This is a genomic window from Micromonospora hortensis, assembly GCF_022230935.1.
In the GTDB taxonomy this organism is placed as follows: domain Bacteria; phylum Actinomycetota; class Actinomycetes; order Mycobacteriales; family Micromonosporaceae; genus Micromonospora; species Micromonospora hortensis.
In genome coordinates this window covers 1-22,444 of record NZ_JAKKFE010000003.1, presented here as the reverse complement: position 1 = coordinate 22,444, position 22,444 = coordinate 1, and the positions used below count along the sequence as shown (strand labels likewise).

At 71.8% G+C, this 22,444-nt stretch carries 21 protein-coding genes; 12 read left to right on the top strand and 9 right to left on the bottom strand.

Going from position 1 to position 22,444, the window contains the following annotated elements:
• Positions 1-122 precede the first annotated feature (122 nt).
• From NIE111_RS01700 to NIE111_RS01665, 8 genes are all read left to right on the top strand, one after another.
• The gene (locus NIE111_RS01700; RefSeq protein WP_238682708.1) at positions 123-803 is read left to right on the top strand and encodes a response regulator; all 681 of its coding nucleotides are present in this window, start codon (positions 123-125) and stop codon (positions 801-803) included.
• Positions 804-814: 11 nt separating this feature from the next.
• Positions 815-2,287, top strand: coding sequence for an ATP-binding protein (locus tag NIE111_RS01695; RefSeq protein WP_238682707.1), 1,473 nt, complete (start codon positions 815-817; stop codon positions 2,285-2,287).
• The gene (locus NIE111_RS01690) at positions 2,284-3,183 is read left to right on the top strand and encodes a Gmad2 immunoglobulin-like domain-containing protein (protein WP_238682706.1); all 900 of its coding nucleotides are present in this window, start codon (positions 2,284-2,286) and stop codon (positions 3,181-3,183) included. Before NIE111_RS01695 ends, NIE111_RS01690 begins: the two co-directional genes overlap by 4 nt.
• Positions 3,184-3,563: 380 nt before the next feature.
• Positions 3,564-3,746 carry a hypothetical protein gene (locus NIE111_RS01685; RefSeq protein WP_203117656.1) on the top strand — a complete coding sequence of 61 codons (183 nt, stop codon included), beginning with the start codon at positions 3,564-3,566 and terminating at the stop codon, positions 3,744-3,746.
• Complete coding sequence (locus NIE111_RS01680; RefSeq protein WP_238682705.1) at positions 3,743-5,089, top strand: glycosyltransferase; 1,347 nt, start codon at positions 3,743-3,745, stop codon at positions 5,087-5,089. Before NIE111_RS01685 ends, NIE111_RS01680 begins: the two co-directional genes overlap by 4 nt.
• A gap of 151 nt (positions 5,090-5,240) precedes the next feature.
• A complete protein-coding gene (locus tag NIE111_RS01675) occupies positions 5,241-5,870 on the top strand; it encodes a TetR/AcrR family transcriptional regulator (RefSeq protein ID WP_238682704.1) in 630 nt (209 codons plus the stop codon).
• A gap of 33 nt (positions 5,871-5,903) precedes the next feature.
• The gene (locus NIE111_RS01670; RefSeq protein WP_238682703.1) at positions 5,904-7,397 is read left to right on the top strand and encodes an MFS transporter; all 1,494 of its coding nucleotides are present in this window, start codon (positions 5,904-5,906) and stop codon (positions 7,395-7,397) included.
• Between the two features lie 110 nt (positions 7,398-7,507).
• Positions 7,508-8,299: a maleylpyruvate isomerase family mycothiol-dependent enzyme gene (locus NIE111_RS01665; protein WP_238682702.1), complete on the top strand. Its 792-nt coding sequence runs from the start codon at positions 7,508-7,510 to the stop codon at positions 8,297-8,299.
• A gap of 42 nt (positions 8,300-8,341) precedes the next feature.
• Here the strand turns inward: NIE111_RS01665 and NIE111_RS01660 are convergent, their stop codons facing one another.
• On the bottom strand, positions 8,342-9,541 hold the full coding sequence (locus tag NIE111_RS01660; RefSeq protein ID WP_238682701.1) for an RtcB family protein: 1,200 nt from the start codon (positions 9,539-9,541) through the stop codon (positions 8,342-8,344).
• A gap of 127 nt (positions 9,542-9,668) precedes the next feature.
• Positions 9,669-9,794 carry a hypothetical protein gene (locus tag NIE111_RS31865; RefSeq protein WP_266302769.1) on the bottom strand — a complete coding sequence of 42 codons (126 nt, stop codon included), beginning with the start codon at positions 9,792-9,794 and terminating at the stop codon, positions 9,669-9,671.
• A 109-nt stretch (positions 9,795-9,903) separates the two neighbouring features.
• Here NIE111_RS31865 and NIE111_RS01655 point away from each other — a divergent pair, with 109 nt between their 5' ends.
• Positions 9,904-10,863 (top strand): helix-turn-helix transcriptional regulator, encoded by a 960-nt coding sequence (locus tag NIE111_RS01655; RefSeq protein WP_238682700.1) that lies wholly within the window; start codon positions 9,904-9,906, stop codon positions 10,861-10,863.
• Here the strand turns inward: NIE111_RS01655 and NIE111_RS01650 are convergent.
• On the bottom strand, positions 10,851-11,312 hold the full coding sequence (locus tag NIE111_RS01650; protein ID WP_238682699.1) for a hypothetical protein: 462 nt from the start codon (positions 11,310-11,312) through the stop codon (positions 10,851-10,853). The two genes, NIE111_RS01655 and NIE111_RS01650, sit on opposite strands and share 13 nt — an antisense overlap.
• A gap of 24 nt (positions 11,313-11,336) precedes the next feature.
• Complete coding sequence (locus tag NIE111_RS01645) at positions 11,337-12,644, bottom strand: RICIN domain-containing protein (RefSeq protein WP_238682698.1); 1,308 nt, start codon at positions 12,642-12,644, stop codon at positions 11,337-11,339.
• Positions 12,645-12,802: 158 nt separating this feature from the next.
• On the opposite strand from NIE111_RS01645, the gene NIE111_RS01640 reads away from it, so the two are divergent.
• On the top strand, positions 12,803-13,990 hold the full coding sequence (locus NIE111_RS01640) for a spore photoproduct lyase family protein (RefSeq protein WP_238682697.1): 1,188 nt from the start codon (positions 12,803-12,805) through the stop codon (positions 13,988-13,990).
• Between the two features lie 18 nt (positions 13,991-14,008).
• On the opposite strand, the gene NIE111_RS01635 is transcribed toward NIE111_RS01640, so the two are convergent.
• On the bottom strand, positions 14,009-14,857 hold the full coding sequence (locus NIE111_RS01635; RefSeq protein WP_238682696.1) for a M15 family metallopeptidase: 849 nt from the start codon (positions 14,855-14,857) through the stop codon (positions 14,009-14,011).
• A gap of 239 nt (positions 14,858-15,096) precedes the next feature.
• Between NIE111_RS01635 and NIE111_RS01630 the strand changes: the two genes are divergently transcribed.
• Positions 15,097-16,134, top strand: a complete 1,038-nt coding sequence (locus NIE111_RS01630; RefSeq protein ID WP_238682695.1) for a LacI family DNA-binding transcriptional regulator — start codon at positions 15,097-15,099, stop codon at positions 16,132-16,134.
• A 135-nt stretch (positions 16,135-16,269) separates the two neighbouring features.
• Here NIE111_RS01630 and NIE111_RS01625 read toward each other — a convergent pair whose 3' ends face one another.
• The 3 genes from NIE111_RS01625 to NIE111_RS01615 all read right to left on the bottom strand — a co-directional run bounded on the left by NIE111_RS01625 (position 16,270) and on the right by NIE111_RS01615 (position 19,169).
• Entirely contained in the window at positions 16,270-17,085 is an 816-nt protein-coding gene (locus NIE111_RS01625) for a peptidylprolyl isomerase (RefSeq protein ID WP_274530528.1), read from the bottom strand.
• A 100-nt stretch (positions 17,086-17,185) separates the two neighbouring features.
• Positions 17,186-18,394, bottom strand: a complete 1,209-nt coding sequence (locus NIE111_RS01620) for a D-alanyl-D-alanine carboxypeptidase family protein (protein WP_238682693.1) — start codon at positions 18,392-18,394, stop codon at positions 17,186-17,188.
• Between the two features lie 10 nt (positions 18,395-18,404).
• Positions 18,405-19,169: a MerR family transcriptional regulator gene (locus NIE111_RS01615; protein ID WP_238682692.1), complete on the bottom strand. Its 765-nt coding sequence runs from the start codon at positions 19,167-19,169 to the stop codon at positions 18,405-18,407.
• 166 nt (positions 19,170-19,335) lie between these two features.
• On the opposite strand from NIE111_RS01615, the gene NIE111_RS01610 reads away from it, so the two are divergent.
• On the top strand, positions 19,336-21,615 hold the full coding sequence (locus NIE111_RS01610) for an ATP-binding cassette domain-containing protein (protein WP_238682691.1): 2,280 nt from the start codon (positions 19,336-19,338) through the stop codon (positions 21,613-21,615).
• A 45-nt stretch (positions 21,616-21,660) separates the two neighbouring features.
• Here the strand turns inward: NIE111_RS01610 and NIE111_RS01605 are convergent, their stop codons facing one another.
• Positions 21,661-22,080, bottom strand: coding sequence for a protein-tyrosine phosphatase family protein (locus tag NIE111_RS01605; RefSeq protein WP_238682690.1), 420 nt, complete (start codon positions 22,078-22,080; stop codon positions 21,661-21,663).
• Positions 22,081-22,444: the final 364 nt, after the last annotated feature.

Sequence of the window (22,444 nt, the reverse complement as noted above, 5' to 3'; positions counted from 1 at the left end):
CCAGGGGTGCCGAAGGCACCTGAACGTAGCGGTTGGGCAGCGCCCGGAGGGGGCCAGCCGGCCGCCGATGTCGGCCGTTCCGCCAGGACTACGCACTGTGGCGCCGGGTCTACCCTCGGGTGATGGAGGGCCGCGTGCTGGTGGTCGAGGACGATTTCTCGATCCGGGAGGTCACCGCCCTCGGTCTGCGCCGCGCCGGCTTCCGGGTCGACACCGCCGTCGACGGGCGGCAGGCCCTGGCCGCGTTCCGCGCCCACCCCGTCGACCTCATCGTGCTCGACATCATGCTGCCGGGCCTGGACGGTCTGGAGGTCTGCCGGGAGATCCGGCGGACCAGCCAGGTGCCGATCCTGATGCTGACCGCGCGTACCGACACCATCGACGTGGTGGTCGGGCTGGAGTGCGGCGCGGACGACTATCTGCGTAAGCCCTTCGACCTGCCCGAGCTGGTGGCCCGGGTTCGTTCGGTGCTGCGCCGGATGAACGTGTCGGCCCCCTCGTCAGTCATCGAGGTCGGCGGCCTGGAGATCGACCCGGGCGGCTTCGTGGTTCGCCGGCACGGCCAAGAGGTGGCGCTCACCGCCACCGAGTTCCGCCTGTTACTGGAGCTGGCCCGCCGGCCCGGTCAGGTCTTCACCCGGGACCTGCTGCTGGACCTGGTCTGGAACCACGACTTCCTCGGCGACTCCCGACTGGTCGACGTGGCGGTGCAGCGGTTACGGGCCAAGATCGAGGACGACCCGACGCAGCCACTGCTGATCCGGACCGTGCGCGGCGCCGGTTACAAACTGTCGACGGGCTGACGGGGGCGGCGATGGCCGGACGCGGGGTGTTCCCCGGGCGCCTGCGGCGCCGGCTGACGATCGCGTTCGTCCTGGTCGCCGGCGTCTCGGCCGGGCTGCTCGCTGGCGGGACCGGGCTGCTGCTGCGCCAGTCCTGGTTGGACGCGTCGCTGCACGAGGCCGCCGCCGATGCCCGCTACCAACTCGTTCTCGCTGGGCAGTTCCTGCCGCTGACCGAGCAGCGCAGCACCGAACTGCTCACCAGCTTCGAGGCCAGCGGTCGGCACGTGCTGCTCGTCGACGGCCCGACCCGCGCCTCGCACCCCGCGTACGTCCCGGTGCTGGGCACCCGGTTGCGGGCCGTGGTCGCGGACGGGCGGCTCGGTTATCAGCGCTCCGCGCCGGCGGAGCGTCCTCGGCTGCTGGTGATCGGTGGGCGCATCCCCGGCTCGGCCGCCGAGTTGTACGTCCTGACCGTGGAGGACGACGTCGCCACCGACCTGGGTCAACTCCGCACCGCGCTGGTGGCCGGCTGGGTGCTCGTGGTGTTGCTCGCCGCCGCGGTGGGGCACGCGTTGGCCCGTCGCACGTTGGAGCCGGTGGGCCGGGCCAGCCGGGCCGCCCGAGCGCTCACCGAGGGCCTGCTCGCCACTCGCCTGCCGGTACGCGGGCGCGACGAGTTCAGCGTCTGGGCGGCGACGTTCAACGAGATGGCCGAGGCACTGGAGTCGAAGATCGCGGCGCTGTCGGCCGCGCAGGCCCGCGAGCGGCGGTTCACCGCCGACGTCGCGCACGAGCTGCGTACCCCGGTGACCGCGTTGGTGGCCGCGGCGTCGCTGCTGCGCGAGCACCTCGACCAGCTGCCCGACGACGCCCGACCGGCGGCCCGGCTGCTGGTCGGCGACGTGGTCCGGCTGCGCCGGTTGGTGGAGGATCTGATGGAGATCTCCCGGCTGGACGCCGGGCGGGAGCAGTTGGCCGTCGGGCCGGTCGACGCGTTGGCGCTGCTGCACGGCATCGTCGGGGCGCGCGGCTGGTCGCCGCGGGTGCGGGTCGCCGGTGATCCGGTCACGGCGCGCACCGACAGGCGTCGGCTGGAGCGCGTGCTGGCCAACCTGGTCGCCAACGCGGTCGAGCACGGCGGCGGCGAGATCACGGCCAGCGTGGCGGGCGCGGGCACCCTGGTCGCCTTCGAGGTCACCGACGAGGGGCCGGGTATCCCGGCCGAGCACCTGTCCCGCGTGTTCGACCGGTTCCACCAGGTCGATCCGTCCCGCTCCGCGCCGGGCAGCGGGCTCGGGCTGGCCATCGCCCGGGAGCACGCCGAGCTGCTCGGCGGCGCGCTGAGCGTGCGCAGCGAACCGGGCGAGGGCACCCGGTTCCGGCTGGAGTTGCCCATCGCTGGTCCCGCCGGCCCCCACGGTGACGACCTGTCGCCCCCGAACGACAGTGCCCGCCCGGGTCCGGTTGGGCGTACCGCAGGCACGCCGGGCGGTGTGGGGTGACCGGCCGCGGCGCGGTCGGGCTGGGCGCATCGGCGCTGGTCGCGTCGCTCCTGCTCGGCGGCTGCGGCACTCCCCGCTCCGGTGATCTCGGCCCGGCGCCCACCGCGCCGCCGCCGAGCGTCGCACTCACCGACCGCCCGGAACCCACAGCGACCCGGGCCGTGGCACCGACGCCACCGCCCGCGAACCGGCCGCCGGGTCCCTCGACGGCGGCGTCCACCGGCACGCGCCGGCCGGATCCGGTGACCATCGAGCTGTGGTACGTCCGCGCCGGGCTGCTCGTGCCGACCCGGCGCACCCGGCCGGCCACTGTCGCGACGTCCCGGCTGGCGCTGACCGAACTGGCCGCCGGGCCGAGCCCGGCCGAGGCCGCCACCGGGATGATCACCCTGCTTCCGACCGGCGTCGAGGTCACCCGCATCGCCGACGGCGTGGCGACGCTGCGGGTGCCGTCCGTCGGTGACCCGGCCACCCGGCGGCTGCGCGAGGCGCAGGTGGTGTGGACGCTCACCCAGTTTCCCAGCGTGCGTCAGGTCCGCCTCGACGACGCCGCCCCGGTCGACCGGGCGGATTACGCGGACCTGCTGCCACCGATCGTGGTCACCGGCCCGATCCCCGGGGAGCGCGTCTCCGCTCCGCTCGTCGTCACCGGCACCGCCACCGTGTTCGAGGCCACTGTGAGCGTCCGGGTGCTGGACGCCGCCGGCCGGGAGGTGGCCACCGGTTTCGGCACCGCCAGTTGCGGCAGCGGCTGCCGGGGCGGCTACCGCGTGGCGGTCGGCTGGCGCACGGTCCGCGAACAGAAGGGCACTGTCGAGGTGTACGAGGTGTCCGCCGAGAACGGCACGCGGATCAACACGATGGCGGTGCCGGTGGTCCTCGCGGCCCGCGACTGACCACCTCGCCCCAGAGGGTGTTAACCCGATGCGTCATCCATTTGTCGACGGCGACGTGCGGCGCTGACGTCTACCCGACAGCGCAGATCCTCGCCGGCATTTCCCGGGCCGGCGCGGCCACGCGATGAAACCGCAGGCCAGATGCCGTGGAGCCGGTGGGAACGTCTCCGACACGCCGGCAGCGCGAAGGCTCGTCGGGCTTGGCCGGACGGCCGTTCACGTGACCTTCGAGATTGACCTGGGTAGACATGTTTGCCAACGTGAGCGCGTCATTGCACACAGTCATATTCGCTGTTCAGCACCGTGCCGGCCGGGCGACTCAGGAAGTCGTACCGGTCGCCGCGACAGCCTCGCCATCCCTCACAGAGCGGAGATACATCATGTCCGGTGGCAGCCTTCCCCGTACCGGTATGGGCGTCGTCACGATCGGCGGCGCGGCCGGGATCGGCAGCTACGCCCTCCCCCTGCCGCTCACCATCGCCCTCACCGGAGCGACAGCCGTCCTCGTCGGCTTCATCATGATCCGGATGACGTTCCGTCGTAAGCAGTCGGTCGGCCAGTGACCGCGAGTGTCACGAAGGGTCGTGTCCTGTTCGCCGCGGCGGTCGTCCTGGCCGCCGCGGCGGCGTGGACCGCCCATCACGTCCTCGCCGTGATCGGCGCCATCGACGGAGGCGGTCATCGCTTCACCTTCGCGTACGCCGCCATGTTTCTGCTGCTGATCTGGCAGCTCGGCACCTCCTATCTGGAGAAGCCCGCAGTGGTCACCGACCGGATGCAGGGGCACCTCGACGGTCTGCACGTGGTGGGCATCGTGCCGGCGTACAACGAGGATCCGGGCGCGCTGCGGGCCTGCCTCGAATCCATGATCTTCCAAACACGCAGACCAAACACCATCTACGTGGTGGACGACGGTTCGAAGCTGACCGAGGGCTACCAGCCGATCAAGAGGTGGTTTCTCGACGTCGCCCCCGTACACGGGATCATCGCCGCCTGGCACATCCAACCCAACGCCGGGAAACGGCACGCCCAGGCCGCCGCGGTGCGGTCGACACCGGCAGCCGACGTCTACTGGACGGTGGACTCGGACACCATCTCGGATCCGAACGCCCTCGACGAGTTGCTGAAGCCCTTCGCCGACCCGGCGGTGCAGTCCGTCGCGGGGGTGGTGATGGCCGCGAACGTGCGCAGCAGCTTCCTCACCCGGTTCACCGACCTGTGGCTGGTGACCGGGCAGCTCACCGACCGGTCGTCGCTGTCGGTGTTCGGGTGCGTGTGGGTGAACTCGGGCCCGATCGCCGCCTACCGCGCGGAGGTGGTTCGCGACAACCTCGGCGCGTATCTGACGGAGACGTTCTTCGGCCAACGGGTGCCCTTCTCCGACGACTCCCTCCTCACCCTCTTCGCGATGGTCAGGGGACGTACCGTGCAGCAGCCGTCGGCGTTCGCGTTCTCCCTCATGCCGGAGAACGCCGGGCACTTCTGCCGGATGTTCCTGCGGTGGATGCGCGGCAGCTTCATCAGGACCTGGTGGCGGGTCCGGTACCTGTCGTTGCTGTCGATCGCGTGGTGGCTGCATCTGCTGCGCTGGGCGGCGACTGTGGTCGCGACGGTGCTGTTCGTGGCGGTGGCGATCCTGTCGCCGATCATCGACCCCGATCCGAGGGCGATTCCGTGGCTGGTGGCCGTGCCGTTGATCGTCGGGTACGGGCAGGCGCTCCGCTACATGACGGTGCGACGATCGGACCAGTCGACGGCCTACCAGTGGGGCACCTGGCTCCTCACGCCCGTCGCCGTGGTGTTCGCCCTGGTCGTGCTGCGCGCGATCCGCTGGTACGGCGTCGCCACCTGCTGGCGCACCGGCTGGGGAACCCGCAAGAAGGTGGAAGTGGCGCTGGGTTCCTGACCACGCGACCCGTGCCGATCCTGACACCCGGGCCGACTCCCCGTGAAACGTGACCGTTTCGCCGGCTGGATGCGAGGCAACTCACGAAACCCTGCACGATCAGCCAACCGCGAACTAGTGTCAGTACGACATCGTTTCGCGGGGGGTCGGGATGCTGGGTGGTCAGCAGGTGGGCGCGGGTGCCGGGGTGCCGGCAGCCCGGGCCCCGCGCTGCACCGACAGCGACCTGTTCACCGTCGTCATCGACACCCTGCGCGAGGTCGGCTTCGACCGGATGACCATCGACGCCGTGGCCGCCCGCGCCCACGTCAGCAAGGCCACCATCTACCGACGCTGGGACGGCAAGGCCGAGCTGGTCGTCGCCGCCCTGCGCGACCGGCACGTGGGTGTCCACAACCCGCCCGACACCGGCTCCCTCCGCGGGGACCTGATCGAGTTGCTGAAGGCCACGGCCGCGATCTGCACTGCCGACTGCGACCTCATGCAGGCGTTGACCTTCGCCATGCGGACCAACCCCGAGCTGGAACGCCTGGTGCGTCACCAGGTACTGCCGGCCGGGCGGGTGGCAAGCACCGCCATCCTGGTCCGGGCCGCCGCCCGCGGGGAGATCCCGCCGGAGGCCGGCGAGCGGGAGTTGTTCCACGATCTGGCGCCCGCGCTCACCATGTCCCGCATCGTCGCGCACGGCCTACCCGCCGATGACGCGTTCCTCACCCAGGTCGTCGACCAGGTGCTGATCCCGGTACTCCGCTATCAGCACGACCGTCCGTCGCCGGCCTGATTCACCGATATTCGCAACACGGAAGGCTTCACCATGCCCGGAACCACCTCGACCGCGCCCGGCGCGCCCAACGCCGGGGCGTCGACAGGCGCACCGCACCCGCGGCGCTGGATCGCGCTGGCGGTCATCGCGGTCTCACAGCTGATGGTCGTCCTGGACGCCACGATCGTGAACATCGCGCTGCCGCAGGCCCAGGCCGACCTGGGGATCACCGACGCGAACCGGCAGTGGGTGATCACCGCCTACACGCTGGCCTTCGGTGGTCTGCTGCTGCTCGGCGGTCGCATCGCCGACTACTGGGGGCGTAAGCGCACCTTCCTGGTCGGCATGACCGGTTTCGCGCTCGCCTCCGCCCTGGGCGGTCTGGCCACCACCGGTGAGATGCTCTTCGCCGCCCGCGCGTTGCAGGGCGCCTTCGGCGCGCTGCTCGCCCCGGCCGCGCTGGCGCTGCTCACCGTCCTGTTCACCGAGGCCACCGAGCGGGCCAAGGCCTTCGCGGTGTACGGCGCGATCGCCGGCGGTGGGTCGGCGGTCGGCCTGCTGCTCGGCGGGGTGCTCACCGAGTACGCCGACTGGCGCTGGTGCCTGCTGGTCAACATCCCGGTCGCCGCCATCGCCATCGCGTTCGCGCTGCCGCTGGTGCCGGAGAGCCGGGCCCACGGCAACACCCGCTACGACGTGCCCGGTGCGATCGTGGTGACCGCCGGCCTGGTCTCCCTGGTCTACGGCTTCACCAAGGCAGCCGAGGACGGCTGGGACGCCACCGCGACGCTCGGTTTCATCGGCGCGGGCGTGGTGCTGCTCGCCGCCTTCGTGGTGATCGAGCTGCGCTCCAGCCACCCGCTGCTGCCGCTGCGGATCCTGCTGGACCGCAACCGGGGCGGCGCGTTCCTCACCTCGACGCTGATCGGCGCCGGCCTGTTCGGGGCGTTCCTCTTCCTGACCTTCTACTTCCAGGTGGTGCTGGAGTACAAGCCCCTCGAAGCCGGTCTCGCGTCCCTGCCGGTCACCGCCGGCGTGCTGATCGCCGCGGGCGGCGCCAGCCAGCTCATGCCCCGGTTGGGTGCCAAGCCGCTGATGGTCGCCGGTTCGGCGCTCGCCGCCGTGGGCATGCTGGTGCTGACCCAGATCGACGTGGACACCTCGTTCCTCACCCACCTGCTGCCCGCGCAGGTCGTCCTGGGTCTGGGGCTGGGCTTCACCTTCGTCCCGCTGTCCAGCCTCGCCCTGGTCGGGGTGCCGGAGCACGACGCCGGCGCGGCCAGCGCGACGCTCAACGCCACCCAGCAGATTGGTGGCTCGCTCGGCACCGCGCTGCTGAACACCTTCTACACCAGCGCGGTCGCCGCCTACCTGGTCGGACGGGCACCGAACCCGGTCAACCAGGTCGAGGCGCTGGTGCACGGCTACCGGGTGGCCTTCGCCTGGGGCGCTGCGCTGATCGTGCTCGCCGGACTGGCCACCCTGGTCCTGGTGAAGGTCCGCAAGGAGGACATCCCGACCGGCAACACCGTGCACATGGGCTGAGCCTGAGCGACGTGGCCGCCGGCCGGAGCGCCCCGACACCGGGGCGGGCCGGCCGGCGGCCACGTCCGGTAGCGTCCCGACCATCGTCGAAAATCCGTTTGAGGAGATCCATGTCGACCCCTGCTGACCAGATCATCACAGCTCTGCGCGCGGGCCACGAGGAGCTCGCCGCGCTCGTACGGGACCTCAAGGAGGACGACCTGCTCCGGCCGTCGGGGGCCAGCGAGTGGCAGGTCTCCCAGGTGCTGAGCCACCTGGGCAGCGGCGCCGAGATCAACCTGGCGACGCTGGACGCCGCCCGTTCCGGCGCGCCCGGCCCGGACGGGGACTTCAACCGTGGCGTCTGGGCACGCTGGGACGCGATGGCCCCGGCCGAGCACGCCGCCGGGTTCCTCGCCACGAACGAACGGCTGGTCGAGGCGTACGAGGCGCTGGACGCCGAGACCCGGGCCTCGATGCGGATCGACCTCGGCTTCCTGCCGGAGCCGGTCGACGTGGCCACCGCGGCCCGGTTCCGGCTCAGCGAGTTCGCCCTGCACCAGTGGGACGCCGAGGTGGCGTTCAACGGGTTCGCGGCGGTGACGCCGGGAGCGGTGCCGCTGCTGCTCGACCAGATCGGCGGCATGCTGGCCTGGACCAGCCGACCCCGGGAGCTGGCCGGCCGGGAGGCCACGGTGCTGGTCCGGCTGCACGCGCCCGAGCGGACGTTCGGGCTGCGGCTGGGCGAGAAGGTCGAGATCGTCGACGCGCCGGAGCGCCCCGACGGGGAGCTGGTGGCCCCGGCCGAGGCATGGCTGCGGCTGGCCACCGGACGGCTCGGTCCCCAGCACACCCCCGACGGGGTGCAGGTGACCGGCTCGGTGACCCTCGACGACCTGCGCCGGGTCTTCGTCGGCTTCTGACCAGCGGCCGTGCGGGCCGGTTTCCCCGGCCCGCACGGCACGTCAGCCCTTCACGCAGACCACCTGCTTGAGGTGCGCGACCACCTCGACCAGGTCCTCCTGCTGGGCCATCACCTCGGTGATGTCCTTGTACGCGCCGGGGATCTCGTCGACCACCCCGGCGTCCTTGCGGCACTCCACCCCGGCGGTCTGCGCGGCCAGGTCCTCGGTGCTGAAGGTCCGCTTGGCCTGCGCCCGAGACATCCGACGCCCTGCCCCGTGCGACGCCGAGCAGTACGCGTCGGCGTTTCCCCGTCCCCGCACGATGTACGACCCGGTGCCCATCGACCCGGGGATGATGCCCAGGTCACCCCGGCCGGCCCGGATGGCGCCCTTGCGGGTCACCAGCACGTCCACCCCGTCGTAGCTCTCCTCGGACACGTAGTTGTGGTGACACGAGATCGACTCGTCGAAGGACACCTGCGGGAAGTGCTCACGCACCACGCCGCAGAGCAGGGCCAGCATGACCGCCCGGTTGCGCCGCGCGTACTCCTGCGCCCACCAGAGATCCCGCCGGTACGCGTCCATCTCCGGCGTCCCGGCGAGGAACACGGCCAGGTCCCGGTCCGGAAGGTCGGCGTTGTGCGGCAGCCCCCGGGCCACCCCGATGTGCCGCTCGGCCAGTTCCTTGCCGATGTTGCGGGACCCGGAGTGCAGCATCAGCCAGACCCGCCCCTCGTCGGGGCCGCCCTGCTCCAGGCAGACCTCGATGAAGTGGTTGCCCCCGCCGAGGGTGCCGATCTGCCGCTGCGCCCGCGTCTCCAGCTGCGCCACCCGCCGGTCCAGGCCGGCGAACCGGCCCCAGAAGTCGTTCCAGCCGGCCTGCTCCAGGCCCCGGATCCGACGGGTGTCGACCGAGTCCTTGCGCTGGGCGAAGCCGACCGGAATGGTGGCCTCGATCGCGGCGCGCAGCCCGGCCAGGTCGTCCGGCAGGTCGGCAGCGGTCAGCGAGGTACGGACCGCCGACATCCCGCAGCCGATGTCGACGCCGACCGCGGCCGGCGAGACGGCCTGCCGCATCGCGATCACCGAGCCGACCGTGGCGCCCTTGCCGAAGTGCACGTCGGGCATGACGGCGACACCCTGCACCCAGGGCAGCGCGCCGATGTTGCGCAGCTGCTTGGCGGCCTGCGCCTCGATGGCGTACGGGTCGGTCCAGACCCGGACCGGTGCCCGGGTACCGGCGAGGGGGGTGAATCCCATCGTGGTCTCCTTCTGTCGTGCGGTGACCGTTAATGATCATATTTGGCGGCCAGCGGCGGTGCGCGGATACGAAAGGGCCGCCCGATCCCGGTGGGATGGGCGGCCGGCGGACGCGTCAGCGTCGGCGTCAGTCGCGCCACCCCGGCTCGTTGCGCCGCGATGGGCGGTAGGCACGGGTTTTCGCGGTGATCTGCAAAGGGGTGCCGGCGGAGAGCAGGCACCAGCGGGCGTCGGTGCGGACGCGTCGCGACATGGCGTACTCCCCTCGGGTGTCATCGGTTGGCCTTGCACCGACGAGACTAGGAGGGCCACGGCACGTCCGCAATGGATATCCCCGCTAGCCGTAGGGCAGACTCGCGAACATGGTGGAGACCTCCGTGCGCCTGCTGCGGCTGCTGACTCTCCTGCAGGTGCGCCGGGAGTGGTCCGGCGCCGAGCTGGCCGAGCGGCTCGCGGTCACCACCCGCACGGTACGCACGGACGTGGAGCGGCTGCGGGTGCTGGGCTACCAGATCGAGTCACACCCGGGGGTCGCCGGCGGCTACCGGCTCGGTGCCGGGTCGGCGCTGCCACCGCTGCTGCTCGACGACGACGAGGCAGTGGCGGTGGCCGTCGGGCTGCGAGCGGCAGCCGGCGGCTCGGTGACCGGCATCGAGGAGACCTCGCTGCGGGCGTTGGCCAAGCTGGAGCAGTCGTTGCCGTCACGGCTGCGGCACCGAGTGGACGCCCTACGCTCGGCGACGGTCTCCGCCGCGGGCGGTGGCCCGACAGTGGACGCCGACACACTCACCGCCGTCTCCACGGCCGCGCACCGTCGGGAGCGGCTGCGGTTCGACTACGCCGGCCACGACGGCACGGTCAGCGTGCGCGACGTCGAGCCGTACCGTCTGGTCTACACCGGGCGGCGGTGGTACCTGCTGGGGTGGGACACCGACCGGGCCGACTGGCGGACGTTCCGCGCCGACCGGATCCAACCCCGGGTGCCGACCGGCCCACGCTTCGCGCCGCGGGAGCCGCCAGGTGGCGACGCGGTCGCGCACGTGCTGCGCGGCGTCGGCTCCACGGCCTGGCCACACCCCGCCCGGGTACGCCTGCACGCGTCGGCCGAGGCGATGGCGCAACGGATCCCCACCACGGCGGGCCTGCTGGAGGCGATCGACGAACGCGCCTGCCTGCTGCACACCGGCGGCGAGTCGCTGGGCAATCTCGCCGCCTTCCTCAGCACGCTGGCTGTCGACTTCGACGTGCTCGACCCACCGGAGCTGCGCACCGTCGTCCGGGACGTCGCCGCCCGGTTCGCTCGCGCCGCTCAGGTGTCGTAGACCCCGTCCCAGGGCGGATCGAACCCCAGGTCGTCGGGGAGGAACTCGGCGTGGTCCGCGCCGTCGTACTCGTGGGACCAGTCGACCAGCCCGAAGACGTGCCCGTCGACCTCGACCTGGAACAGCCGGATGGCGATGTCAGCGAAGACCCGGCCGGGCAGGGCGTCCAGCCACTCGGCGAGGCGAGCCTCCGCCCGATCAATCGAGGCTTCCTCGTCCTCGCTGGTGCCGGCGAACCAGATGTCGGAGTCGGTGTGCACACCGTCGGCGTCGAACCGGTGCAGCACCGCGTACCAGCGCTTGTGGCGGTACCAGTCGTCTTCGGCTCCGGCACCGTCCTCAAGGGTGGCGGTGACGGAGCCGAAGAACTGACCCTTGTCGTAGTGGCCGATCGTGCTGGTGCGGTAGTCGGGCTCGTGCGCGATCGGCACCAGGTCGGGAATCGCCATGGCCGAGAGGCTACGGCAGTAGATCTATGCCTGCGGCACCAGCCGGAAGGACTGCGCCGCGGTGCCGTTGCAGGTGTATTGGATGAGTTGGACGCTGTCCGCGGTGGACGCACCCGGGACGTCGAGACACTTGCCGCTGGAGCGGTTGACCAGGCGGTAGTAGCCGCCCCCCTCGGGCTCGGCCCGCCACTGCTGGTTGTTGCCGCCGCTGTAGGACCAGAGCTGAATCGGCGCCGAGTCGGCGGTCGACCGGTTCGTCACGTCGAGCACCTGGGCGCTGTTGTTGCGGTTGTTCACCCGCAGGTACCCGCCGCTGGTCGGCACGAACTGGTACTGCTGCGCGGTGCTGCTGTTGCACGCGTACTGCTGGATGGCGGTGCCGTTCGCGCTGGCCGCGGCCCGGGCGTCCACGCACTTGCCGCTGGCCCGGTTGACCGCTGTGTGCCAGGCGGTCGGCGAGATGCCGTCGGACGGCGGGGGCGTGGTCGGCGGGACGGTGCCGACGCCTGCCAACCAGTGCAGCCCGTCGATCAGCAACTGGTTCTGCTGCGCGCTGTCGAACGTCGACGACAGCCCGGTGTTGGTGCTGTAGTTCATCTCGTTGTGGCCGAAGTTGGCGTAGAGCATCTTGTACTGCCGGTTGCTCCAGACGAGCGGGTAGTAACCCCCGTACCAGGACTGGTTGGGGTCCGTGCCGACCGGGAAGCTGGACGGGTCGACCGAGGCGAGGATGTCGATGTTGGGGTTCTGCCGCAGGTCGTTGCTCCAGGAGTACCACTCGCTGATCGACGACGGGAACGTCGCCGGGAGGTTCCGGGTGGCGGCGTGGGTGCGGTTGTCGGCGCGCATCGTGACCCGGGTGGGTCCCCAGGTGTTCGTCTGGAACGAGCCGGTGCCGAGGAAGGTGTTGTAGTACCAGCTCCAGCTCGACGGGTTGGTGGTGAACGCGCTGACGTGGAAGCCGAACCACCCCCCGCCGTTCTGCACGTACTGCTGGAACGCGGCGCGCTGCGCGGCGGGCGGCGCGTCGTCCAGGAACATGACGACCTTGTACTGGGCCAGGTTGGCGGTGTTCAGCAGGCCCCAGTTGTTGGTGGCCTCCCAGGAGAAGCCGTGCTGGGCGGCGGCCTGCGGGAACCAGGCTCGGGCGTCCTTGACGAAGTCGATGTGCGCGGCGTCCCAGGTGCCGTTGTAGAAGGCCAGGACCTTGAACGTCGGGGCGGCCTGGGCGCTGCGTGAGGCGTTGACCGCGAGACCGGCGGTCAACGCGACGACCAGGGCGACGAACAACGACAGGATCCGTCTGGTACGGGTGGAGAGTTCTGCGATCACCTGATCGTCCCTTCGGTCGGGACGCGCGCCGCCGCGTCGATGTGCATCTGTTCACAAGGTTTACAGATAGATGGAAGGTTATGCGCTCCGGTTGGGCGGAGTCAATCGCGGGGCGGCCGATCGGGTGGGATTCCTGCGGCAACGGGTACCCCGGCCGGATGACCAGCCCGGACGCCGTCGACGTCGACCAGCCGCTCGCCGTGGACGTACCCGCCGCGCCGCACGACGCCAGCGGCGAACGTGTGCCGACCCGCGATCTGGCCGGCCTCGCGCCGCCGGCCCGGTCGGCACGCCGCTGGACCCCGAGCCGGGTGGTGGCCACCCCCGCCGCGCTCGACCACCCACACGGCCAACGGATCGTCGAGCGGGTGCGGGCACTCGGCATCGAGGTGGAACACCTGCGCGCCAACCGGCTCACCGGGGTACGCGGGCAGACCGACCGGGAGACCTACGCCCGGGCCAAGTCGACGATGGCGATCGTGGTGAGCCCACCCTCGCGGCGCGTCCTGCAACCCATCGCCCCCAGCGCCGACTGGCGGGTCGACCTGGCCGAGGGCTGCCCCGCGCACTGCCAGTACTGCTACCTCGCCGGATCCCTGTCCGGTCCGCCGGTGACCCGGGTGTACGCGGACCTCGACGACATCCTCACCGGGCTGGCCGCGTACGCCGGACGTGGCACGGTGACCAGCCGCAACGCGCGGCGCGCCGACGAGGGCACCACCTTCGAGGCGTCCTGCTACACCGACCCGCTCGCCCTCGAGCACCTGACCGGCAGTTGGCGGCGCGCGGTGCAGCACTTCGCCGACTGGGACGCCCCCGTACAACTGCGCTGGACCACCAAGTACGCCGACGTGGACACCTTCGTGGGGCTGCCGCACGCCGGCCGGACCCGGGTCCGCTTCAGCGTCAACTGCGCCCCGGTCAGCGAGCGGTTCGAGGGTGGCACCGCCCGGGTGCCGGACCGTCTCGCCGCGCTGCGCCGGCTCGCCCTCGACGGCTACCCGGTCGGGCTGACCATCGCGCCGATCATCGCGCTGCCGGACTGGCCGGAGCACTACGGCGAACTGCTCGATCACGTCCGCGCGGCGGTCGACGGGGTGCCGGACCTGGATCTGACCGCCGAGCTGATCACCCACCGGTTCACGCCGGGCAGCAAGGAGGTGCTGCTCGGCTGGTACCCGCGCACCCGACTGGAGATGGACGAGGAGTCCCGCACCCGTAAGCACGGCAAGTTCGGCGCGGTGAAGTACGTCTACCCGCGTGAGCAGATGACCGAGCTGCGCGACTGGTTCACCGCCGAACTGACAGCCCGCGTGCCCGCCTGCCGAATCCTCTACTGGACCTGACCTCGGGCCCAGGGCGGGTCAGCCGACCGAGGAGCGGGCGACCGGGGCGGCGAAGAACGTGTCCGGGTACGGCTCGTCGCGCAGGCTGTAGTGCCACCACTCGCGGTCGTAGTTGACGAACCCGGCGTCGGTCATCAGCCGCTGCAACAACCGGCGGTTGTCCCGCGCCGTCCCGGTGACGCGGGGGTCGGCGGTGTGCGCCCGCGAGTCGAAGCAGTCGAAGCCCGTACCCATGTCGATGCTGTTGTCAGCGAAGCGCTGCCCGCGCGGGGCGGTGCAGGCGACCAGCGGTTGCCCGACCCGGTACGGAGGTTGGCTGGCGGCGGGCTCGTCGACCAGTGTCAGGTCCAGGGTGCTGCCGCGGCTGTGCGCGGTGGGCGCGCCGATGTAACCGTCGGCGAAGAGCCGGTTCTTGGCCAGGTCCGGGTAGAACTCGGCCTTGGTCTGCTGCTCGTCGGGGCGCTTCGACCAGGCGACGAAGTCGTCCACCGCCGGTTGCGGGCGGTAGCAGTCGTACACCTTGAGGCTGTGCCCACCGGTCAGCGCGGCGTCCTGTACGCGGCGCAACGCCTCGGCCGCCTGCCGGGTGAGCAGGCACAGCGGCTCGCGGTAGCCGGTGATCGGTCGGCCGACGAAGTTGTGCGGTGTGGCGTACCGGATGTCGGCGTGAATGCGCGGGTCGAGGTCGGTCAGCACCACGAACCCCGGCAGCGCGGCCGCCACGGAGGTGGACGGGGTCGGCGCGGGAGTGGGTGTGGGGCTCGCCGACGTCGGCTGCGGCGCGGCCGGCGCGGGGCGGGGCTCCGGCCGCGAGCAGCCGCCGAGCAGCGCGGCGAGCGCGAACACGACGGCCAGGCGGTAGCGCACGAGTCCTGTCTATCAGCCCGGCCAGGGTCACCATCCCAGGATCCCTGTGGTCCGTCGAGCGAAAGTGACCGGAAAAAGTCCGGAACTTTTCCGCAACTCAAGCGAAGCTTCGATCGACCTGGCATGTCGTCAACCCCCGTCGGTGAGGCAAGATGACGCGTGGAACGGGCACGCCGTTTCGGGACACACGGTGGGCGACGCCTGGTGGTCGTTCCTCCGGCTCGGTGAAGGAGACGCGGGTGGGCGCGGACGACGGACGCAGGGTGACCATCACCGCGATCGCACGGGAGGCCGGGGTGTCGGTGCCGACCGTGTCACGGGTGCTCAACGGGCGCTCCGATGTGGCCCCGGACACCCGGGAGCGGGTCGAGGAGTTGTTGCGCCACCACGGCTACCGGCGTCGCACCAGTCGCAGCGTTCGCCGTGCCGGTCTCGTCGACCTGGTCTTCAACGACCTGGACAGCCCCTGGGCCGTGGAGATCATCCGGGGGGTGGAGGATGTCGGGCACGGTGCGGGCGTCGGCACCGTGGTCTCCGCGATCCACCGGCAGCCCACAGCGGCTCGGCAGTGGTTGCAGAACCTGCGCACCCGGGCCACCGACGGCGTCATCTTCGTGACCTCGCATCTGAGCCCGCCGCTGCACGCGCAGCTGCGTCGCCTCAACGTGCCAGTGGTGGTCGTGGACCCGGCCGGGGTGCCGGCCATGGACGTGCCGACGATTGGCGCCACCAACTGGGCCGGCGGGCTCGCCGCGACCGAACATCTGCTCGCGATCGGGCACCGGCGCATCGGTTTCGTGGCCGGGCCGACGCACCTGCTGTGCAGCCGGGCCCGGCTCGACGGTTACCGGGCCGGGCTGGAGGCCGCCGGGGTGCCGGTGGACGACGCGCTGATCTACCCGGGCGACTTCTACCACGCCTCCGGTTTTGCCGGCGGGACCGCGCTGCTCAACCTCGCCGACCCGCCGACCGGCATCTTCGCCTCCAGCGACCAGATGGCCTTCGGCGTCTACGAGGCCATCCGGCGCCGCGGGCTGCGCGTGCCGGACGACGTGAGCGTGGTGGGGTTCGACGACCTGCCGGAAGCCCGCTGGGCCTCACCGCCACTGACCACAGTGCGCCAACCGTTGGTCGAGATGGGACGGTTGGCGGCCCGGACCGTTCTGCGCCTGGCCCAGGGCGAGGGCATTGACTCGCCCCGGGTGGAACTCGCCACCGAGTTGGTCGTCCGGGACAGCACCGCCGCCCCGCTGACCGGGTCGCCCGCCTCGACGTGACGGCCGGAACTGCGTCGGAAACCGGTTGGACCGGTTCCGGTCCGTTCCCGAAAATTCCGGCGAGGTCCTGCCCGACCGAGCGCCACCCACGGCGGGCGCGGTGAGCAACCGACGGTCACCCACCGCGCCGCGCTGTCAGTGGTGGTGCCAGCGGACGGCCTTGCGGATGGTCACCGGCAGTGCGGGCGCGCCGTCGACCGGCGCCGGGTCTTCGGCGGTCGGCGCCACTCCCCCGGCGGCGATCCGGTCCAACGCGGCCAGGCCGGCACCATCGACCTCGCCGAAGATCGTGTAGTGGGGACGCAGCGCGGAGTTGGCGTAGACCAGGAAGAACTGGCTGCCGTTGGTGTCCGGCCCGGCGTTGGCCATGGCCAGCAACCCCCGGGCGTACACCCGGCGCTCCCCGGTCGGGTCGGTGGGCGCGGGCGGCAGGTCGGTCGGCAACTCGTCGCGATAGCGGTAGCCCGGGCCGCCCTCGCCGGTGCCGGACGGGTCACCGCACTGCAGCACGCTCAGCGTCGGGTAGGCGGTGAGCCGGTGGCACGGGGTGCGGTCGTAGAACCGCTTGCTCACCAGGTGCAGGAAGCTCTGCACCGTGCACGGCGCGGCGGCCCGGTCCAGTGTCAACCCGATCGGCCCGTGATTGGTCGCCAGTGTCACCCGGACACTGCCCCGAGACGGGGTGCGTCGCGGGTCGGGCGGCAGCGGCACCGGCCGGGCGGCGGGTTCGTCCGGGGTCTCGGTGTACGCGCACGGGCCGTGGGTGGTGCGCGGCGGTCGGGTGGCGGCGTCGACAGTCACGAGCGGCGCGGCGGAGATGCCCGCCGAGTCGGCCGACGGGCCCGGGGCGGCGAGCGCGGTGGCGGACGAGCCGACGACCAGCGCCCCGGCGAGCGCTGTCACCCCCGCGAGGCGGGTCAGGGCGCGCACCGGCCGGCGGGGTGCCGCCATTGCGGGGCGCGGTTCGAGTTCACTCGACACAGGGATCCTCCTGGACTGGTGGTGCCAGAAAGACCGGAGTCTATGGACGGCAGCGCCCGATGTCGATCCGTCAGAGCATCCGGCGGCGACGCCGCCACAGCAGGCCGCCCAACAACGCCACCACCGTCGCGCCGCTCACCGCGGTCACCGACCAGAGCCACTCCGAGCCGGTACGCGCGGGCCCACTGGCCGCCGCCGGCCGGGGCGCGCCGGGTGCCGCCAGCGCGGACGGCGCCGCCGAGGGGGTGGCGGTCAGCTCGCCGGGCTCGACCAGCCGACCCACGGCGGCGTCCCGGGGCACTGTGAAACCCCAGTCCAGCAGGGCCGCACCCTGCTCCCAGCCGCGTACCGGTGCCGATTCGGCGCCCAGCAGTGTCACCACCAGCCGCCGCCCGCCGCGTTCCGCCGCCCCCACGTAGGTGTGCCGGGCCAGATCGGTGAAGCCGGTCTTGCCGCCGAGCGCCCCCGGGTACCGGTAGATGAGCTGGTTCTCGTTCTGGATCTCGAAGCCCTTGGTGCGTTGCGCCGGCTGGGGCGGAATCGACGTCTGCTCGGTCAGCGCGTACCGACGGAAGTTCGGCTCGGCGAAGCAGGATCGGGCGATCAGCGCCAGGTCGTACGCGCTGGTGAACTGCCCCTCGCCGTCCAGCCCGGACGGGGTGACCGCGTGCGTCTGGAGCGCGCCGAGGTGGTGCGCCTGCTCGTTCATGGCGCGCACGCCGGCGGCGCTGTCCGTCCCGCTGCCGAGTCGGGCCAGCGCGTTGGCGGCCTCGTTGCCGGAGTTGAGCAGCAACCCGAGCCAGATGGTCTCGATGGTGTACCGGCCGCCCGCGACCAGGCCCACGGCCGAGGAGCCGGGTTCGATGTTCATGTCCGCGTCGGTGACGGTGACCGTCTGCCTCGGGTCGAGCTTGGGCATCATCGTGGCCGCCAGCAGGAGCTTCTGCACGCTCGCCGGTGTGCCGTACTCGTGGGGGCCGCAGCCGCCGAGCACCTGGCCGCTGTCCAGGTCGGCGACCAGCCACGACGTGGCGGTGACCCTGGGCGGCGCGACGACGCCGGCCGGCGCGACCAGGCCGGCCGTGTCCAGCGCCGCGCCGCCGATCGTCCGTTGCTCGGGAACGGCGGGTGGAGGCGACGGCCGGGGTGGGCGGGACGCCGCTGGCGCCGGGACCCGGGGGCAGCGCACCGTCGGCGCGGCGGACGCTCCCGTCGCACCGACCGGCACGGGAGCGAGCAGGACGGCGGACGTCGTGGCCGCCAGCAGCGCAGCTCTCATGTGCCCGACCCTAGTCAGGAAGATCGCCCGGCGGGACGGGATGCCGGTCACTCGCGTCGCCGCGACCGCGCAGGTAGTCGTGCAGCGCGGCGCTACCCCGCAGCCGGCGCAGGCTGCGGGTGTGCAGCTCCTGCTCGCGGCGGCCCAACTCGGCGCGGACCCGCTGGGCGCTCCCGGTGGTCCGCAGCTCGCCCAGCACCGCGGCGATGATCTCGAACGGGTACGCGCCCCGGCGCAGCAACGCGATGACCTGCGCCGCGCGAAGCTCCGCCTCGTCGTACACCCGGTAGTTGGTGCCCGGGGTGCGGCCCGGCCGCAGCAGCTCGCGCTCCTCCCACAGCCGCAGCTGTGAGGTCCGGACCCCGACCAGGGCGGCGACCTCGCCGATGCGGACGCCGTGGCGTGGCGCGGGCCGGGCCGCGGGTGGGCTGGCCAGCACGGTCTCGAAGGCGCCGAGCACCCGTCGGATCTCGGCGCGTTCCCGGTCCAGCTCGGCATGGCCGCCGTCGAGCGCCGCCAGGGCCGCCGGCAGGTCACCCGTGTGCACCGCCGCCATGATCTCCCGGGTACGGCTCCAGCCGTGCCCCTCGGCCAACCGCCGCGCCACTGTCAGCGCTCGGGCGTGCTCGGTGGTGAAGATCCGGTAGCCGCTGGCGGTGCGGCGCACCGGAGGCAGGACCCCCAACTCGACGTAGTTGCGCACCTGCTGCACCGAGATCCCGACGGTGGCCGCCAGGTCCACGGCGCGCAGCCGATCCTTCGAGGCGACGTCCACGCGAGCCACCGTACCGCTTACGACGTGATTTGAGACTTTACGGGGCGTAGTGCTTCGGTGCGCGCTCGGAGTTCACCAGAACTGTCTACATGGGGATGAATGAGACAATGGAACCCGCCAGTGCCCGGCGGGGCAAAGTCCCGCCACGATTCCGTGAAGGGTTCGTATGTCGCAGCCAGCATGGTCCGCCGCCGACAGCCACGACATGATCGAGGTACGCGGGGCGCGGGAGAACAATCTCGCCGACGTCTCGGTCGACATCCCCAAACGCCGGCTGACCGTCTTCACCGGCGTCTCCGGGTCGGGCAAGTCGTCGCTGGTCTTCGGCACCATCGCCGCCGAGTCCCAGCGCATGATCAACGAGACCTACAGCGCGTTCCTCCAGTCGTTCATGCCGAACCTCAACCGGCCGGACGTCGACTCGCTGCGCAACCTCAGCGCGGCCATCGTCGTCGACCAGGAACGGATGGGCGTCAACTCCCGCTCCACCGTCGGCACCGCCACCGACGCGTACGCCATGCTGCGGATCCTCTTCAGCCGCCTCGGCCAGCCGTCCATCGGCGGCGCCGGTGCGTTCAGCTTCAACCTGCCCGAGGGCATGTGCCCCACCTGCGAGGGGCTGGGCCGGGTCTCCGACCTCGACGTCAACGAGCTGGTCGACGTCGAGCGCTCCCTCAACGACGGCGCGATCACCGTGCCCAACTTCGCTGTCGACTCCTGGTACTGGCAGACCATCGTCGGCTCCGGCCTGTTCGACCCGGACGTCAAACTCCAGGACTTCACCCCGCAACAGTGGGAGGACTTCCTGCACAAGCCGGCCACCAAGATCAAGGTGGGTAGCAACAACTGGACGTACGAGGGGCTGGCGGTCAAGGTCAAGCGGCTCCTTCTGAGCAAGGACCGCGAGTCGATGCAACCCCACATCCGCGCCTTCGTCGACCGGGCGGTCACCTTCACCAGCTGCGGCGACTGCGGCGGCACCCGACTCAACGCGGCGGCCCTGTCATCACGGATCGCCGGGCTCACCATCGCCGACTGCTCGGCCATGCAGATCAGCGACCTGGCCGCGTTCGTCCGCACCGTCGACGACCCCGGGGCCGCGCCACTGGTCGCCAACCTCCGCGACCTGCTGGACTCCCTGGTCGAGATCGGTCTGGGCTACCTCAGCCTGGACCGCGAGTCGGCAACCCTCTCCGGCGGCGAGGCGCAACGGGTGAAGATGGTCCGGCACCTCGGCTCCAGCCTCTCCGACGTCACGTACGTCTTCGACGAACCCACCGTCGGCCTGCACCCGCACGACATCGCCCGGATGAACGACCTGCTGCTGCGGCTGCGCGACAAGGGCAACACCGTGCTGGTGGTGGAACACAAACCGGAGACCATCGCCATCGCCGACCACGTGGTCGACCTCGGACCGGGCGCCGGCACCGACGGCGGTCGGATCTGCTTCACCGGCGACATCCCCGGCCTGCGCCGCTCCGACACGCTCACCGGGCGGCACCTGGACCACCGGGTGACACTGCGCTCCGACGTGCGCCGGCCGACCGGGCAGCTCGCCATCCGCCAGGCCGACCTGCACAACCTGCACGACGTGGACGTGGACATCCCGCTCGGGGTCCTCACAGTGGTCACCGGCGTGGCCGGCTCCGGCAAGAGCTCACTGATCCACGGGTCGCTGCGCGGCCGGTCCGGGGTCGTCATCGTCGACCAGTCCCCGATCCGCGGCTCGCGACGCAGCAACCCGGCCACCTACAGCGGCCTGCTCGACCCGATCCGCACCGCCTTCGCCAAGGCCAACGGGGTCAAGGCCGCGCTGTTCAGCGCCAACTCCGAGGGCGCCTGCCCGACCTGCAAGGGAATCGGGCTCATCTACACCGACCTGGCGATGATGGCCGGCGTCGCGAGCGTCTGCGAACGGTGCGAGGGGCGACGCTTCACCGACGAGGTGCTCACGTACACGCTGCGCGGCAAGAACATTCACGAGGTGCTGACCATGTCGGTCACCGAGGCGTACGCGTACTTCCCGCACGTCATCCTCGGTCGGCTGGTCGACGTCGGGCTGGGCTACCTCAGCCTCGGCCAGCCGCTGACCACCCTGTCCGGCGGGGAGCGGCAACGACTCAAGCTCGCCATCCACCTGGCCGAGAAAACCACCACGTACGTCCTGGACGAGCCGACCACCGGCCTGCACCTGGCCGACGTGGACCAACTGTTGGCCCTGCTCGACCGGATGGTCGACGCCGGAAACACGGTGATCGTCATCGAGCACCACCAGGCGGTCATGGCACACGCCGACTGGCTCATCGACCTCGGCCCCGGCGCCGGTCACGACGGTGGCCGCATCGTCTTCACCGGCACACCGGCCGAACTGGTCGCCACCGGCGACACCCTCACCGCCAAGCACCTCCGCGAGTACGTCAACCCGGCGGTGGTCGGCCAGGGCTGACACCGCTGGCGGCGCACCGGCGGCGGCGCACCGGCGGCGGCGGTGTCAGGTGACGTGGCGCAGCCAGCGCCGCTGCCAGGGGGTCTCCACCGCCTTCGGGTGGTAGCCGGCCCGCACCCACGGCACCGCCCGCTCGACCGGCAGACCGTCGAGGATCGCCAGTGCGGCCAGGGCCGTTCCGGTACGACCCACCCCACCCCGACAGGCCACCTCGACACGTTCACCGTCGTGGGCCCGTCGCAGCGCCTCCCGCAGGACGTCGAGGGCTTCGGCACGGTCGAGCGGCACCCAGAAATCGGGCCACCGGATCCGTCGGTGCGGCCAGGCCGGCTCCGGACCAGGTGCCAGCAGCACGGCGAAGTCGGCGGGCGGGGCCGCGTCAGCGACGCGGCGTCCGCGCACCGTCGCCCCACTGGGGAGCACGAGTACGCCCGACTGCTCGGACCACGGCTGGGCGTCAGTCATCCGGACATTGTGCCGCGACGCTCTGACGGATGAGCACAGACAGCGCCGCCCCCAGCCGGTGGGCCGGGGGCGGCGCTGGTGTCGGTGTGCAGGTCGCCTCTCGGCGAGTGGCACGACGCGGCTCCAGCCGAACGGTATTCCGCGAAGGCGATATTAGGTGAGGCCCGGGGACACTGAGTCACACCGACACCCTCCACAACCAGCCCGCACCCCGCGTTGTTCCCCGGCTCCACCCAGCCCACCCATCCGATCGCACCGCCCGGCCGTCCCGCCGCGTGGCGGTAACACTGCCCCGCCGGGTCGCTCCGCCGCCGGGTCCCATCGCCGCCGGGCCGCTCCGCCGCCGGGCCGCTCCGCCGCCGGG